Consider the following 13,794-nt stretch of genomic DNA (forward strand, 5'->3'; position numbering starts at 1 on the left):
GTATGTGAGATGCGCAGTCGTGCCAAGCGCAAGTCTCGCAGCCCGCATGAGCAGAGCGACACGCGGGAGCAGCGGACCCGGATTTCGCCGCGCTCCATCCAGGCTACAGCGCCTGCCTGCCACAAGCTCAACCGTCATCCCCGCGCAACCGCAAAGCGGTTGTCGCTGGAGGTGCGAGCCTTGCGACGCGTCTGCGTCGCAAGGAGAAGCCTCGAAGGATGACGGTGGTGCTTGTGGCCGCAGTGCATGGCTGATCTCCAAGCACACCCAAGTGTCTTGAGCGGTCGGCGCCGACCGTGTAGGGACGACTTAAGTCCCACCCAGGTGCCCCTTGAACCCCCTTCCCCAAAATCCCGTGGTCGCGTCCGGTTCGTTCGCGGCGATGAAGTCCGTGCCTTATCGTCTCCAGTTCATCGCCTACGTGCTGGCGATGATGGCCGACAATATCGAGCACGTGATCAGCTACTGGGTGGTGTTCCAGAAATTCCATTCGCCGACGCTGGGAGGCTTTGCCGTGCTGTCGCACTGGCTGCCGTTCCTGTTGTTCTCCGTCGCCGTCGGCGGGCTCGCCGACCGGTTCGATCCGCGCCGCATCATCCAGTGCGGCATGCTGCTGTTCATCGTGGCATCGAGCGGCTGGGGCTTCTTCTTCATCACCGACAGCATCCAGATGTGGCACGCGATGCTGCTGCTGGTGATCCACGGCTGCGCCGGCGTGTTGTGGCAGACGCCGAACCAGCTGCTGCTCTACGACCTCGTCGGCCCGGCCGATCTTCCGAGCGCGGTGCGGCTGAACGCGATGGCGCGCTATCTCGGCATTTTGGTGGGCCCGGCGGTCGGCGGCGTCATCATGCTGACGCTCGGCACCTCGCACGGCATCATCTTCAACACGCTGTTCTACCTGCCGATGCTGATCTGGCTGTTCTGGGCGCCGGTCCGCGACAAGAGCGTCGCGGTACGGCGCTTCGCCGTGCGCGGTCTCGCCGACATCGTGCTGACGATGCGCGCCATCGGCACCCAGCCGGTGTTGACGGCGATGACGTGGCTCGCCGGCCTCACCTCCTTCATGATCGGCAACGCCTATCACGCCCAGATGCCGGGCTTTGCCGGCGATCTCGGCCATGGCGATCCCGGCGTGTCCTACAGCGTGCTGCTCGCGGCCGACGCCGCCGGCGCGCTGCTCGCCGGCATCGCGCTGGAATCCTGGGGGCGGTTGAAGGGCACGCCGCGCACCGCGATCATGCTGGCGATGCTGTGGAGCGCCGCGCTGCTCGGCTTCGCCGCGGTGCGGATCTATCCCATCGCGATCGTGCTGCTGTTCTTTGCGGGGTTCTTCGAACTGTCCTTCAACACCATGGCGCAGGCGCTGGTGCAGCTGAACGCGCCGCCCGACATCCGCGGCCGCGTCGTCGGCCTTTATAATATGGCCGGGCTCGGGATGCGGGCCTTCAGCGGCATCACCGTCGGGCTGTTCGGCGCGGCGATCGGCATTCACTGGTCGCTCGGCCTCTCGGCCGCGGTGCTGCTGGCGCTGCTGCTGTGGCTGTATCGGCGGGGGGCAAGGCAGGCCTGACCGGCCGCCCTCGACCCCGGTCGCGCTGACGGTGGCCGGCCTGCCCGCCCCTGATGAGGCTTTTCGCGCGTATTGCGTGCGTCCAACATCGCTGCACCCGATCCTAACGCGGCATTAACCCTATGCACCTTAGGGTCGTCCCGGACTCCGCCAGGCGGGGGGTCGGGTTGTGAAAATGGCGTTGGCGAACAAAAAATTTCTTCCGGCCGCCGAGGAACGTCGGCGTTTCCAGCGGGTCAAGGTGCACCTGCTCGGCCGCTACATGCTGCCGGACCGCCGGGAATTCCCTTGCCAGGTGATCAACATGTCGCCGGGCGGCCTCGCTTTGCTCGCCCCCGGCATCGGCAATGTCGGCGACCGCGTGGTCGCCTATCTCGACCATATCGGCCGCGTCGAGGGCAAGATCACCCGTATCATCGACAATGGCTTCGCCATGACGATCGGGGCGACGCCCAGGAAGCGCGACAAGCTCGCCGCCCAGCTCACCTGGCTCGCCAACCGCGACATCCTCAACCTGCCGGAGGATCGCCGCCACGACCGTATCGTGCCGCGCAACCCGATCGCGGTGCTGACGCTCGAGGACGGCACCAAGATGACCTGCCGTATCATCGACCTGTCGCTGTCGGGCGCGGCCATCGCCGCCGAGAACCGCCCGCCACTGAAATCGATCGTGCTGCTCGGCCGGGTCCAGGGCCGCGTGGTCCGGAACCTCGAAGACGGCTTCGCGCTGGAGTTCATGCACGAGCAGCCGATCGAGACACTCGAAGAGAGCGTTACCGCGCGGTAAAGCGAAAGCGCGCCAAAACCACTGATTTTCCAGCCTCAAAGGCGGCCGCCGCGATGCGGACGCCGCCTTTTTCGTGCGCGGGGACGGGTCGGCGCGGGTTAACGCGGGACCTGTTTGCGCCTCGGAACGGCCGTTCCGCCAGCGTTTCCGCGTTAATCGATAAAACTTGAATCAATTGCAGTCATTTCAAATTTTATTCGAATTCGATTCAAGTATAGATCGAATTCGCCGCCCATTTTACTTGCATTCGTCTCGACTTGACTTGGCTGACTTAGCGGCAACGCAAAAGCTCCGTGCGAAATGTGGTCCCAACAAGAAACGGGGGCCGCAATGTTTGATTTCAGGGGACAGGGGAAGAGGCTGGCGATCGCCGCCATGCTCTTCGGAATCAGCGCGACGGTGCAGGCCGGTGAGAACCGTCTGCTCTACGCGAGCCTCGGCGACACCACGCGTGCGCCGATCGGCTGGGTCGAATTCTGTGCGGACAATGCCGCTCAGTGCCAGGGCGGGCCGACGCAGCCGCGCGACATCGTGATGTCGCAGACCGCATGGCGCGACCTCGTCAAGGTCAATCGCTGGGTCAACGAGACCGTCAAGCCTTTGACCGACCAGGAGCACTGGGGCGTGATCGAGAAGTGGTCGCTGCCATCGGACGGTTACGGCGACTGTGAAGACTACGTGCTGTTGAAGCGCAAGATGCTGATGGATGCCGGCTGGCCTCGCGAGGCGCTGCTCATCACCGTCGTGCGCGACAAGAAGGGCGAAGGGCACGCGGTGCTGACGGTGAAGACCGACAAGGGCGAGTTCGTTCTCGACAATCAGAACGAGAACGTCGTTGCCTGGACGGAGACCGGCTACCGCTTCGTCAAGCGCCAGTCGCAGAGCGATCCCAATGTCTGGGTCTCGCTCGGCGATACCCGGCCGGCGGTCTCCACCGCCAGCGCCAGGGACTAGCAGTCAGGAACAAGCGAGTTACGCGACCCGGTCACATCCCCACCCCTCCCCGTCCCAGACCGGTTCGCGCGCGGCCAGCCATCCCCCAATGGCTGGCCGCAACTTTTTTGGGAAACAGTTTTCAGCGCGGAACGATATTCTTGTAGACCTTGCCGCCCTTCATGATCACGACGAAATTCTTCGCGGGATCTTCAACGAGGGTGATGTTGTCGAGCGGATTGCCGTCGACCAGCAGGAGATCGGCGAGCGCGCCCTCCTCGACCACGCCGAGCTTGCCGGGATAGGGATTTCGCGGACCCGACAGGCTCAGCAATTCGGCATTGGCCGACGTCGCCATGGCCAGCGCTTCGGCCGGCGTGTACCAGCGCGTCAGCGCGGCCAGCATTGAGCCCTGTCTGTCCGCCAATGCCTTCGAGAACAGGACGTCGGTGCCAAACGCGGTCTTGATGCCGTACTTTTTCGCCAGCGCATAGACGCGGTCGGTGCCGGTGACCACCTGCCGCATCTTGTCCTGCTCCGCAGGTCCGAGCGCGGCAGCCATGGACATATCCAGGAACGGCTGGGTGCTGAGCCAGATCCCCTTCTCCGCTATCAGCTTGGCACTCGCCTCGTCCATGAGGTGACCATGCTCGATGCATCTCACGCCGGCTGCGATCGAGCGCTGGATCGCGACCGGCGTATAGGCGTGCGTGGCGACATAGGTGCCCCAATTGTCGGCGGCCTCGACCGCCGCCCGCAGCTCCGGCTCGGTGAAGGTGGAGACATCGAGCGGGCTGAAGGGCGACGCCACGCCGCCGCCCGCCGTGAGCTTGACCTGCGAGGCGCCCTGCATGAGCTGCTCGCGCGCGCGAACACGCACCTCGTCGGGACTGTCGGCGACCATGCTGCCGCCGACCTGCTCCATGCGGCTGAGCATGCCGCCGATCGTTCGCGGCAGATCGGAGAGCTGCCGGAAGTCGCCATGACCGCTGGTGATGGTGATGATGGCACCGGAGGGATAGATGCGCGGACCGGCGACGAGGTCCTCGTCGATCGCCCGCTTGAGGCCGAAACTGGGCCCACCCATGTCACGCACCGTGGTGAAGCCGCGCATCAGCGTCGCGGTCGCCTCGCTCGCGGCGAGCAGATTGTTGTAGCCGACGTCGCCGAGGGCCGCGGCCGGCGTCGGACGGACCAGCATCGCGTGCCAATGCGCGTCGATCAGCCCCGGCATCAGCACCCGGCCGCCGCCGTCGATTGCCTGGGCGTCAGCCGTGATGTTCGCGGTCGATATCTTCTCGATCTTCGTGTTCCTGACGAGAACATTGGACGCGGCGGAGAGCGCACCGCTCTTTCCGTCGAATATCCGGACGTTGCGGAACAGAACGGCGGAGTCCTGTTGGGCCCGCGTTTGCGACGAGAGACAGAGGCTCGTTCCAACCGACATGAGCAGTGCGGCGACTCTGAAGAGTCCGGCCGGCGTGGTCAAATCCCGCATATCCAATCTCCACGCAGATACGCCGCTGCGCAGTTCTGGCCGCAAGTTGCCGGAGCGAAAATCAGCCAGCCGCGCGGTGTGCGATGTTATCTGCGGATTGATGCCCGCAAACCGCATCGAGTCAATTTGCAACCACAGGAGATTATGCAAATCAGCCATACGACGCGATGAGCGACCTGCCCGGCGTCAAGCTCTACAGACAATGGGTAAGCGCGACTGCCGCACATCGTCGAACTCAAATCAAAACGCGAATATCCGACCAGGCGCGTGATCAACGACAGATTGCAACGTCTTCGCCCAGGAGTACGATCCTGCGCGATCTACGCGACTGCGGGCACTTGGCAGGGGGATTTTTGGCAGAGGGGATTTTGCAGCATCTCAAATGACGAGGCGTAACATGGTGACACAAACGAGTGACGGACACGTCCTGCTGGTCAAGAAGCTCGGCGGGCTCTTCGCAATCATCATCGGATGCCTGCTGACCGCGGTCGGCGTGACCTTTGAATCCAGCGGCACGACTTTCGTCGGCGTCCTCTTCCTGGTGCTTGGCGCTGGTTTGCTCGTGCTGAAGATCGTCAGGCGAAACGAAGGATCTTCGCTGCCATAGAAGACCGTGCGGCTCGCTTAGGTGCCCAGCACATCCGCGAGCCGCGTCTCGTCGGCGGCGGGATCCTTCAGGAACAGCTCGGCTTCGATCTCGTTCAGATGCGACAGCATCTGCGCGCGGGCAGCCTGCTTGTCGCGCTTGCGGATCGCCGCGACGATCCCGGCGTGGTGATCGGTGCCGCAGGCCGGCGTGTCGTGGCGGCGATAGAGCAGGATGATCAGCGAGGAGCGCGCGATCAGCTCCTTGAGGAAGCCGAGATAGATGCTGTGGCCACTCATCTCGGCGACGAGCTTGTGAAATTCGCCGGAGAGGCGGACCGAGGCGCGCGCGTCACCGCGCAGTTCCGCCTCGCGCTCTTCAGTGAGATGTCGGCCGAGGCGCTCGAGCCATGCCGGCGACGCCGCCTCACACGCGTGGTCGACGATGGTGGGCTCGATCAGGCGGCGCGCCTCGAACACTTCGCGCGCGTCGGCGGGCGTCGGGCGCGCGACGAAGGCGCCGCGGTTCTTCTCGATGTTGACGATGCCCTCATGCGCGAGCTGCTGGAGCGCGGTGCGGACCAGCGTGCGGCTCGCGCCGTAGATCTCGCCGATCTCGTCCTCGCCGAGCTTCGTGCCCGGCAGCAGACGATGCTCGAGGATCGCCGCGGTCACGCCCTCCCTGATCCGGCTGACGCGATCGCTCGCGTCTGGCGCATCGGATTTCTGGCGGGTCTTGGCGGCCATCGGTTCGAGGGGCTTGGGTTTGAGGGCTCGATCGGCGACGTTCGGCCCCGCATGGTAGTCGACCAGCTGTATCCAATCACAGGCGAAACTTTATACAATCCGAGCACATTTTGTGTGCATATTACTGCCTACCCGGCGAGCCGCGCCGCTGCGCCGGATTCGATCTAACGACCTGACTCCACTGCACAGTTTTGGAATTCGGCAGTCTCCGGGCGGTTGGCACGGACCTTGCGGAGAAAGCCGGAGCATCGCCCTCCCAGCGGACACGCCATGGCCACTCCTGCCGCTCTCGAACTGGTCGCCGTCACCAAGCGCTACGACACGACGCTGGCGGTCGACGACGTCAACCTCAAGATCCCGGCCGGCACCTATTGCTGCCTGCTCGGCCCCTCCGGCTGCGGCAAGACCTCGACCCTGCGCATGATCGCAGGCCATGAGGCGGTCAGCGAGGGTGATATCATCCTTGGTGCGCAGAACGTCACCGATCTCGAGCCCGCCAAGCGCGGCACCGCGATGATGTTCCAGTCCTACGCGCTGTTTCCGCATCTGACCGTGCTCGACAACGTGGCATTCGCCCTGAAAATGCGCGGGATCGACCGGGCGACGCGGCACAAGCGTGCCGGCGAACTGCTCGAGCTGGTGGCCATGACCCCCTATGCGGCCCGGCTGCCGGCGCAACTCTCCGGCGGCCAGCAGCAGCGTGTCGCGCTCGCCCGCGCGCTGATCACCGAGCCGCAGATCCTGTTGCTCGACGAGCCGCTCTCCGCGCTCGATCCGTTCCTGCGGGTGAAGATGCGCGGTGAGCTGAAGCGGCTGCAGCGCGAGCTCGGCATCAGCTTCATTCAGGTCACCCACGGCCAGGAAGAGGCGATGGCGCTCGCCGACCACATCGTGGTGATGAACCACGGCAAGATCGAGCAGCAGGGCACCGCCCGCGACATCTTCCACCATCCCCGCACCGAATTCGTGGCGCGCTTCATCGGCGGCCACAACGTCCTCAGCGACGCCGGCAAACTCATCGCCGTGCGCGCCGATCAGCTCGGCATCGTGCCGTTCGCCGACGGTGCGTACGGCGCGCCGGCGCTGCTGACCCAGACCGAGTACCAGGGCTCCTACATCGCCGTCTCGCTCACGCTCGACGACGGCACCGCCCTGTTCTCCCACCTTCCCGAGGCCGCCTTCGACGTTCACCCGTTCCGACCGGGCGATCGCGTGCTGGCCACCTGGGATCCCGCCAAGGCGCAGCGCCTGCAATAGCGCCGATCGATCACTGGAATGCGCAACAGAGGAGTGACTGATATGACCGAGACCACCAGGACAAAGGGCGTCAGCCGCCGCACGCTGCTCAAAGGCACCGCGGGTCTCGCCGGCCTTGCCGCCGGCTCCGGCGCCATCACCGGCTTTCCCTATGTGAAGTCGGCCGATGCGAAAGTGCTGCGCTATCTCGGCACCGCCGTGAACGAGGGTGACGACATCTCCAAGCAGTGCCTGAAAGACACCGGCATCAAGATCGAATACATCACCGCGACCACCGACGACGTCACCAAGCGCGTGATGACCCAGCCGAACTCCTTCGACGTGCTGGACACCGAATATTTCTCGCTGAAGAAGCTGGTGCCGTCCGGCAACATCCTTGCCCTCGACGCCAGGAAGATCAAGGAGTTCGACAACATCACGCCGGTCTTCACCAAGGGCCAGACGCCCGGCGGCAAGAAGATCGGCAACCAGGGCACCGCGCCCTGGAAGGTGCTCTATCTCGAAGGCAAGGACTCCAAGAAGTTCGCCACCTCGGCGACCGAGTTCGTCACGCTGATCCCCACCGTCTACAACGCCGACACGCTCGGCATCCGTCCCGACCTGATCAAGCGGCCGATCAGCTCCTGGTCCGAGCTGCTCAATCCCGAATTCAAGGGCAAGGCGTCGATCCTCAACATCCCCTCGATCGGCATCATGGACGCCGCGATGGTCGTCGAAGCCACCGGCAAGTACAAATATGCCGACAAGGGCAACATGACCAAGGAAGAGATCGATCTCACCATGAAGGTGATGACCGAGGCCAAGAAGGCCGGTCAGTTCCGCGCCTTCTGGAAGGACTTCAACGAGAGCGTCAATTTGATGGCCTCGGGTGAAACCGTGATCCAGTCGATGTGGTCGCCGGCAGTCACGAAGGTGCGCTCGATGGGCATCCCCTGCACCTTCCAGCCGCTCAAGGAGGGCTATCGCTCCTGGGCGTCGGGCTTCTGCGTCTCCAAGGGCGTGTCGGGCGCCAAGCTCGAATGGGCCTACGAGTTCGTGAACTGGTTCCTGTCCGGCTATGCCGGCGCCTATCTCAACCGCCAGGGCTACTACTCCGCCGTGCTCTCCACCGCGAAGGCGCATATGGAGCCCTACGAATGGGCCTACTGGATGGAAGGCAAGCCGGCCGAGAAGGACATCAAGGCGCCCGACGGCTCGCTGCTGGAGAAGGCCGGCGCGGTGCGCGACGGCGGCTCCTACGAGGACCGCATGGGCGGCGTCGCCTGCTGGAACGCGGTGATGGACGAGAACGACTACATGGTCCGCAAGTGGAACGAGTTCATCGCGGCGTAATTTGATGGACACGTCAGAGGACATCCTGCAACAGGCGTCCCCGGGATTGATCCCGGGGTCGGGCACAGCGCGCGCCGCAAAGCCGACGCGCCTGTCGCCGTCCTTCATCTCCTGGCTCCAGGCCGGGCCGATGATGCTGGTGTTCCTCGCCTTCTTCCTGATCCCGCTGGTATTCGTCGTCATCGTCTCGTTCTGGGACTACAACGAATACCAGCTGCTGCCGGCCTTCTCGGGCCGCGGCTACACCGACACGTTCGAAGGCTGCATCACGCAGCTCCCCGATCTCTGCACGATCGGCAAGACCTATCTGATGACACTGAAGCTGTGCTTCCTGGTCTGGGCGATCACGCTGTTCATCGGCTTCTGGGTCGCCTACTTCCTCGCCTTCCACATCAAGTCCAAGACCTGGCAGATGGGATTGTCGCTGCTCTGCACGATCCCGTTCTGGACCTCCAACGTGATCCGCATGATCGCGTGGATTCCGCTGCTCGGCCGCAACGGCCTCGTCAATTCCGGCCTCGTCAAGACAGGTCTCATCAACCAGCCGCTGGAATGGCTGTTGTTCTCCGAGTTCTCGGTCGTGCTGGCACTGGTGCATCTCTTCACCTTCTTCATGGTGGTTCCGATCTTCAATTCGATGGTGCGCATCGACAAGTCGCTGATCGAGGCCGCCTATGACGCCGGCGCCACCGGCTTCCAGACGCTCGTGAACGTCGTCATTCCGCTCGCCAAGCCCGGCATCGTGATTGGCTCGATCTTCGTCATCACCATCGTGATGGGCGATTTCATCACCATCGGCGTGATGGGCGGCCAGCAGATTGCGGCGGCCGGGAAGATCATCGAGACGCGGGTGAACGCACTGCAGTTCCCCGCGGCAGCGGCCAACGCCGTCATCCTGCTCGCGATCACCTTCCTGATCATCACCATGATGTCGCGCATCGTCGACATCAAGAAGGAGCTCTGAGCGATGAAGGAAGGACGCCCGCGCTCTTTCTACGTGCTCGCGATCTTCTTCGCGGCCTATGTGCTGTTTCTCTACGGCCCGATGATCGCGATCTACGTGCTGTCGTTCCAGGGGCCGCAGGGCGGCCTCACCTTCCCGATGAACGGGGTGTCGACCTTCTGGATCGCGAAATTATTCCAGGGCACCGGCATCGTCGATCTCGGCGCGGCTTTCCGCCGCTCACTGCTGCTCGGTCTCATCGTGATGATCGTCACCGTCGTGCTGTCCGTCGCAGCCGGTATGGCCTTCCGCCGCAGGTTCAAGGCGCAAAGCATCCTGTTCTACTCGGCGATCGCGAGCCTCATCGTTCCCTCGATCATCACCTCGCTCGGCATCTCGCTTGAATTCCGCATCATCGACGATCTGATCAAGGCGCATTGGAACGAGAATTTCGAGACCTCGATGGGCCTGCTCACCTCCGGGCTCGGCGCGCATCTGACCTGGACGCTGCCGTTCGGGCTTCTCATCATGTTCGCGATCTTCAACCGCTTCGACCCCAGGCTCGAGGAAGCCGCGCGCGATCTCGGTGCGACGCCGTGGCAGGCGTTCCGTCATGTCGTGCTGCCGATCATCCTGCCCTCCGTGATCGGCATCGGCCTGTTCGGCTTCACGCTGTCCTGGGACGAGCTCGCGCGCTCCAGCCAGGCGATCGGGGCGGTGAACACTCTGCCGCTCGATCTCCAGGGCCTCACCACCACCGTGACGAACCCCGACATCTACGCGCTCGGCACCGTGATCTCCGCCGTCTCGTTCACGGTGATCACGCTTGCGCTCGGCACCATCCACGTGCTGAACAAGCGGCAGGCGGCCAAGGGCTCGGACGCCGGCAAAGGGCTTGTCTGAACAAGGGGCTGGTCTGATCTGATGCGACTTCACGTCGTCAATCCCAACACCACCGCGTCGATGACGGCGAAGATCGCCGCTGCGGCACGCAGCGTCGCCCTGCCCGGCACCGAGATCGACGCGCGCCAGCCGACGATGGGGCCGGTCTCGATCGAGGGCTTTTACGACGAGGCCTTCGCCGTGCCCGGCATGCTCGGCTGCATCCGCAAGGCCGACCGAGACGGCGCGGACGCGCACATCATCGCCTGTTTCGACGACACCGGCCTCGACGCGGCACGCGCGGTGGCGAAGGCGCCGGTGATCGGCATCGGCGAAGCGGGCTTTCACATGGCGAGCCTGATCGCGGCGCGCTTTGCCGTGGTGACGACGCTCGGTGTCTCCATCGTGCCGATCGAGCACAATCTGACGAAGTACGGTCTCGCCGGGCGCTGCGCCCGCGTCCGCGCCGCCGAGGTGCCGGTGCTCGCGCTCGAAGAGCGCAACGCCGATGCGCTCGCAAAGATCTCCGCGGAGATCACGGCCGCGATCCGCGACGACCGTGCGGAGGCTGTCGTGCTCGGCTGCGCCGGCATGGCGGATCTCGCCGCTGAGCTCGCCGCGACGCACGGCCTGCCCGTGGTCGACGGCGTCGCCGCCGCCGTGACGTTGGCGGAAGCGCTGGTGCGACTCGGCCTGAAGACGTCCCGGCTCGGGCCCTACGCTGCGCCACGATTGAAGACCTATTCCGGGCCGTTTTCGCCGTTTCAGCCCTGATCGCTGCTTCCGGCGGGGGCCTTGGGAGGTCTCAAGGCCAGAAGATCGCTGGTTTTTCGCCCTCAGCCTCTTTTTGGTCCCATTTGTTGCCGAACTGTTACGTTTTCGGGACATCCCGGCGGCCCTTTGGCTGCCGGTCTTCGCCACTCACCAAGTTTCAATTTGGGTTTTGTCAGCGATGATCGATCTCGCACAGGACACACCGTCCAACCCCCTGCTTCGCCTCGGCGCCCAGCCCATCGCGCTGACCGCCGCCGCCCTTCTCCTGTTGATCGCCGGTGTGACTTCGATCGCGATCTGGCGCGCCTATACCGGCGCTGCGCCGGAGGCCGACAGGGTGGTTGCGTCACGGCAGCTCCAGGCCCGCACCGCCCAGGCCTCCGAGCAGCTGGTCGAGAAGACCAAGGGGCTGGAGGCAACCCAGCAGGAATCGATCGACCAGCTCCAGGTCGTGCAGGACCAGCTCCAGACCGTGAAGCGGCTGCTCGCAGCTCAACAGGCCGATACCAAGCGCCTGTCGGAGCAGGTGGCGACCCTGAACGAGTCCATCGACGGCCTGCGCCAGTCCTTTGCCAGCGCCCGCGCCACCGAGGCCGAAACGCCGTCGGTTACCCGCAGGAAACCGGCACGCCACCGCGTCCATGCCAGCGCGCGCAAGCGCTCGCGCGGTTGAGCGGATCACGGTCTGCGGGTTTAATTTTCTCCACTTGTGAACTGGATCACATTTGCCCGTATGATTCCACGCCATGCTCACCGCTACCGGATGGCGTGAGCCGATTTCAATATCCGGGGCTGGCAAGGTCGTTGACGGTATACTGCGTCAACGACCTTGTTTTTTAGCAGGCTGGCAGGTCTTCCCGCCTCACTCGCAGACCTCGACGCGCCGGTATCGCCATCCCGAAGGCGTCATCACGCGCTTGCGCACGACATAGCAGCCGCCATAGCCGCCGTTATCGTAGCCGGTACCATAATAATACGGGGCGCCGTAATAGGGGTAGCCATAGCCGTAATAGCCGCCGTAGTAGCCGGCACCGGCAATGCCCGCGCCGATGGCGAGGCCGGGCCAGAAGCCGCCGCCGTGCCAATGGCCGCCATGGCCCCAGCCGCCACCGCCATGGCCCCAGCCGCCACCACCGTGGCCCCAGCCGCCGCCATGGCCCCAGCCGCCATGTCCAAAACCGCCGCCCGCCTGGGCCGCCTGCGGCGCCGAGAGCCCGACCGCCGCGACGGTCAGCGCCGCCATCATCATCTTCCGTAGCATTTACTCGATCCTCCGCGTGGACACGCTCCACGCTTCAACGCAGGATCAAGCTAATGCTATCGGGGCACTCGTGACAGCCATCCTGACTCACTTCCGCGCGAGCATCAGCGGCCGCGGCAGATGCTCTTCATCTTCTTGTCGAGCAGACGGTCCGGACCAAGACCGTTCCGGAACAAATGCCGTCACATCAGCTTGAAACGAGGAGGCAGGCACGATCATGCGCAAACTGATCGCGTTCGACGAGGACACGTTCGACAAGCTCAAGCAGCTGGGACGCGACCGGATGGCGACGTTCCAAGAGCTTGCGGATGAAGCCTTCGCCGACCTGCTGAAGAAGCATGGCATCCCCATCGATCTCCGGGACGCGTTGCGCAAGAGCGCCAGGCTCGGCGCCGAACCGGACAAGCCGGCCGCGCGTCCGAAGTCCGGAAATGCCAAATCACGATGACCGATCGCGATCCATTTGCAGAAGGCGAGCGCGCCGCGCGCGACAACATCCCGGCCGAGGCCAATCCCTACTCGGACGGCAGCGACGAACATGCGCTCTGGGCTGCGGGGCACGAGAAGGGCGCAGGCGCGATGGAAGCGCGCGAGTCAGAAGGAAGCTGAATTCACCCGATCCGCTTCAGGCCCTTCGTGAAGCGAGGTCCGTTGGCGACGTAGAACTTCGCCGCGCTTCCCATCCTCTGCACCTGGGCATCGTCGAGCGTGCGCATCACGCGCGCGGGCGAGCCGATGATCAGGGAGCGTTCGGGAAACTCCTTGCCCTCGGTGATGACGGAACCGGCGCCGACGATGCTGTTGCGGCCGATCTTCGCGCCGTTCATCACGATCGAACCCATGCCGATCAGCGCACCCTCCTCGATCGTGCAGCCGTGCAGGATGACGTTGTGGCCGACGGTGCAGTTCTTGCCGATGACAAGCGGAAAGCCGAGATCGGTGTGGCAGGTCGAGCCGTCCTGCACGTTGGCGCCCTCGCCGATCTCGATCCATTCATTGTCGCCGCGCAGCACCGCGCCGAACCAGACGCTCGCCCCCGGCTTCAGGCGCACGCGGCCGATCACGGTTGCGGTCTCCGCGATGAAATAGTTGCCGTCGGCGGGAAGATCGGGCGCCTGCCCGTCGAGCTCGTAGATCGCCATGGAGGTCTCCTGTCACGCTGAGACTGGCATAGCGAAACGGCGGCGCGGAGGCAAAGGGCCACCCGCACCGGCAGCCCTGC

At 64.4% G+C, this 13,794-nt stretch carries 16 protein-coding genes; 12 read left to right on the plus strand and 4 right to left on the minus strand.

What is annotated here, in order from left to right; genetic code table 11:
* Positions 1-331: 331 nt before the first annotated feature.
* From AAFG50_RS26880 to AAFG50_RS26890, 3 genes are all read left to right on the plus strand, one after another.
* On the plus strand, positions 332-1,573 hold the full coding sequence (locus AAFG50_RS26880) for an MFS transporter (protein ID WP_257787578.1): 1,242 nt from the start codon (positions 332-334) through the stop codon (positions 1,571-1,573).
* A gap of 175 nt (positions 1,574-1,748) precedes the next feature.
* The gene (locus AAFG50_RS26885; RefSeq protein WP_028176079.1) at positions 1,749-2,360 is read left to right on the plus strand and encodes a PilZ domain-containing protein; all 612 of its coding nucleotides are present in this window, start codon (positions 1,749-1,751) and stop codon (positions 2,358-2,360) included.
* Between the two features lie 330 nt (positions 2,361-2,690).
* Positions 2,691-3,314: a transglutaminase-like cysteine peptidase gene (locus AAFG50_RS26890; protein WP_028176078.1), complete on the plus strand. Its 624-nt coding sequence runs from the start codon at positions 2,691-2,693 to the stop codon at positions 3,312-3,314.
* A 121-nt stretch (positions 3,315-3,435) separates the two neighbouring features.
* On the opposite strand, the gene AAFG50_RS26895 is transcribed toward AAFG50_RS26890, so the two are convergent.
* Positions 3,436-4,791: an amidohydrolase family protein gene (locus AAFG50_RS26895; RefSeq protein ID WP_028175398.1), complete on the minus strand. Its 1,356-nt coding sequence runs from the start codon at positions 4,789-4,791 to the stop codon at positions 3,436-3,438.
* A 397-nt stretch (positions 4,792-5,188) separates the two neighbouring features.
* Here AAFG50_RS26895 and AAFG50_RS26900 point away from each other — a divergent pair, with 397 nt between their 5' ends.
* On the plus strand, positions 5,189-5,398 hold the full coding sequence (locus AAFG50_RS26900) for a hypothetical protein (RefSeq protein ID WP_028175399.1): 210 nt from the start codon (positions 5,189-5,191) through the stop codon (positions 5,396-5,398).
* 17 nt (positions 5,399-5,415) lie between these two features.
* On the opposite strand, the gene AAFG50_RS26905 is transcribed toward AAFG50_RS26900, so the two are convergent.
* Positions 5,416-6,123, minus strand: coding sequence for a GntR family transcriptional regulator (locus AAFG50_RS26905; protein ID WP_011088320.1), 708 nt, complete (start codon positions 6,121-6,123; stop codon positions 5,416-5,418).
* Positions 6,124-6,393: 270 nt separating this feature from the next.
* Between AAFG50_RS26905 and AAFG50_RS26910 the strand changes: the two genes are divergently transcribed.
* The 6 genes from AAFG50_RS26910 to AAFG50_RS26935 all read left to right on the plus strand — a co-directional run bounded on the left by AAFG50_RS26910 (position 6,394) and on the right by AAFG50_RS26935 (position 11,984).
* Positions 6,394-7,380, plus strand: a complete 987-nt coding sequence (locus tag AAFG50_RS26910; RefSeq protein WP_028175400.1) for an ABC transporter ATP-binding protein — start codon at positions 6,394-6,396, stop codon at positions 7,378-7,380.
* A 42-nt stretch (positions 7,381-7,422) separates the two neighbouring features.
* The gene (locus tag AAFG50_RS26915; protein WP_028175401.1) at positions 7,423-8,712 is read left to right on the plus strand and encodes an extracellular solute-binding protein; all 1,290 of its coding nucleotides are present in this window, start codon (positions 7,423-7,425) and stop codon (positions 8,710-8,712) included.
* A gap of 4 nt (positions 8,713-8,716) precedes the next feature.
* Complete coding sequence (locus AAFG50_RS26920) at positions 8,717-9,676, plus strand: ABC transporter permease (RefSeq protein WP_028175402.1); 960 nt, start codon at positions 8,717-8,719, stop codon at positions 9,674-9,676.
* Positions 9,677-9,679: 3 nt separating this feature from the next.
* On the plus strand, positions 9,680-10,558 hold the full coding sequence (locus AAFG50_RS26925) for an ABC transporter permease (RefSeq protein ID WP_011088324.1): 879 nt from the start codon (positions 9,680-9,682) through the stop codon (positions 10,556-10,558).
* Positions 10,559-10,579: 21 nt separating this feature from the next.
* Positions 10,580-11,311, plus strand: coding sequence for an aspartate/glutamate racemase family protein (locus tag AAFG50_RS26930; RefSeq protein ID WP_028175403.1), 732 nt, complete (start codon positions 10,580-10,582; stop codon positions 11,309-11,311).
* 178 nt (positions 11,312-11,489) lie between these two features.
* The gene (locus tag AAFG50_RS26935) at positions 11,490-11,984 is read left to right on the plus strand and encodes a hypothetical protein (RefSeq protein ID WP_028175404.1); all 495 of its coding nucleotides are present in this window, start codon (positions 11,490-11,492) and stop codon (positions 11,982-11,984) included.
* Between the two features lie 189 nt (positions 11,985-12,173).
* Here the strand turns inward: AAFG50_RS26935 and AAFG50_RS26940 are convergent, their stop codons facing one another.
* On the minus strand, positions 12,174-12,572 hold the full coding sequence (locus AAFG50_RS26940; RefSeq protein ID WP_028175405.1) for a hypothetical protein: 399 nt from the start codon (positions 12,570-12,572) through the stop codon (positions 12,174-12,176).
* 217 nt (positions 12,573-12,789) lie between these two features.
* Here AAFG50_RS26940 and AAFG50_RS26945 point away from each other — a divergent pair, with 217 nt between their 5' ends.
* Both AAFG50_RS26945 and AAFG50_RS26950 read left to right on the plus strand, forming a co-directional pair.
* A complete protein-coding gene (locus AAFG50_RS26945) occupies positions 12,790-13,020 on the plus strand; it encodes a hypothetical protein (RefSeq protein ID WP_039184817.1) in 231 nt (76 codons plus the stop codon).
* Positions 13,017-13,181: a hypothetical protein gene (locus AAFG50_RS26950; protein WP_165448165.1), complete on the plus strand. Its 165-nt coding sequence runs from the start codon at positions 13,017-13,019 to the stop codon at positions 13,179-13,181. The genes AAFG50_RS26945 and AAFG50_RS26950 overlap by 4 nt, the downstream gene beginning before the upstream one ends.
* A gap of 2 nt (positions 13,182-13,183) precedes the next feature.
* Here the strand turns inward: AAFG50_RS26950 and AAFG50_RS26955 are convergent, their stop codons facing one another.
* Positions 13,184-13,714, minus strand: coding sequence for a gamma carbonic anhydrase family protein (locus tag AAFG50_RS26955; RefSeq protein ID WP_011088329.1), 531 nt, complete (start codon positions 13,712-13,714; stop codon positions 13,184-13,186).
* Between the last annotated feature and the right edge of the window lie 80 nt (positions 13,715-13,794).

Source organism: Bradyrhizobium sp. B039, assembly GCF_038965675.1.
Classification (GTDB): domain Bacteria; phylum Pseudomonadota; class Alphaproteobacteria; order Rhizobiales; family Xanthobacteraceae; genus Bradyrhizobium; species Bradyrhizobium diazoefficiens.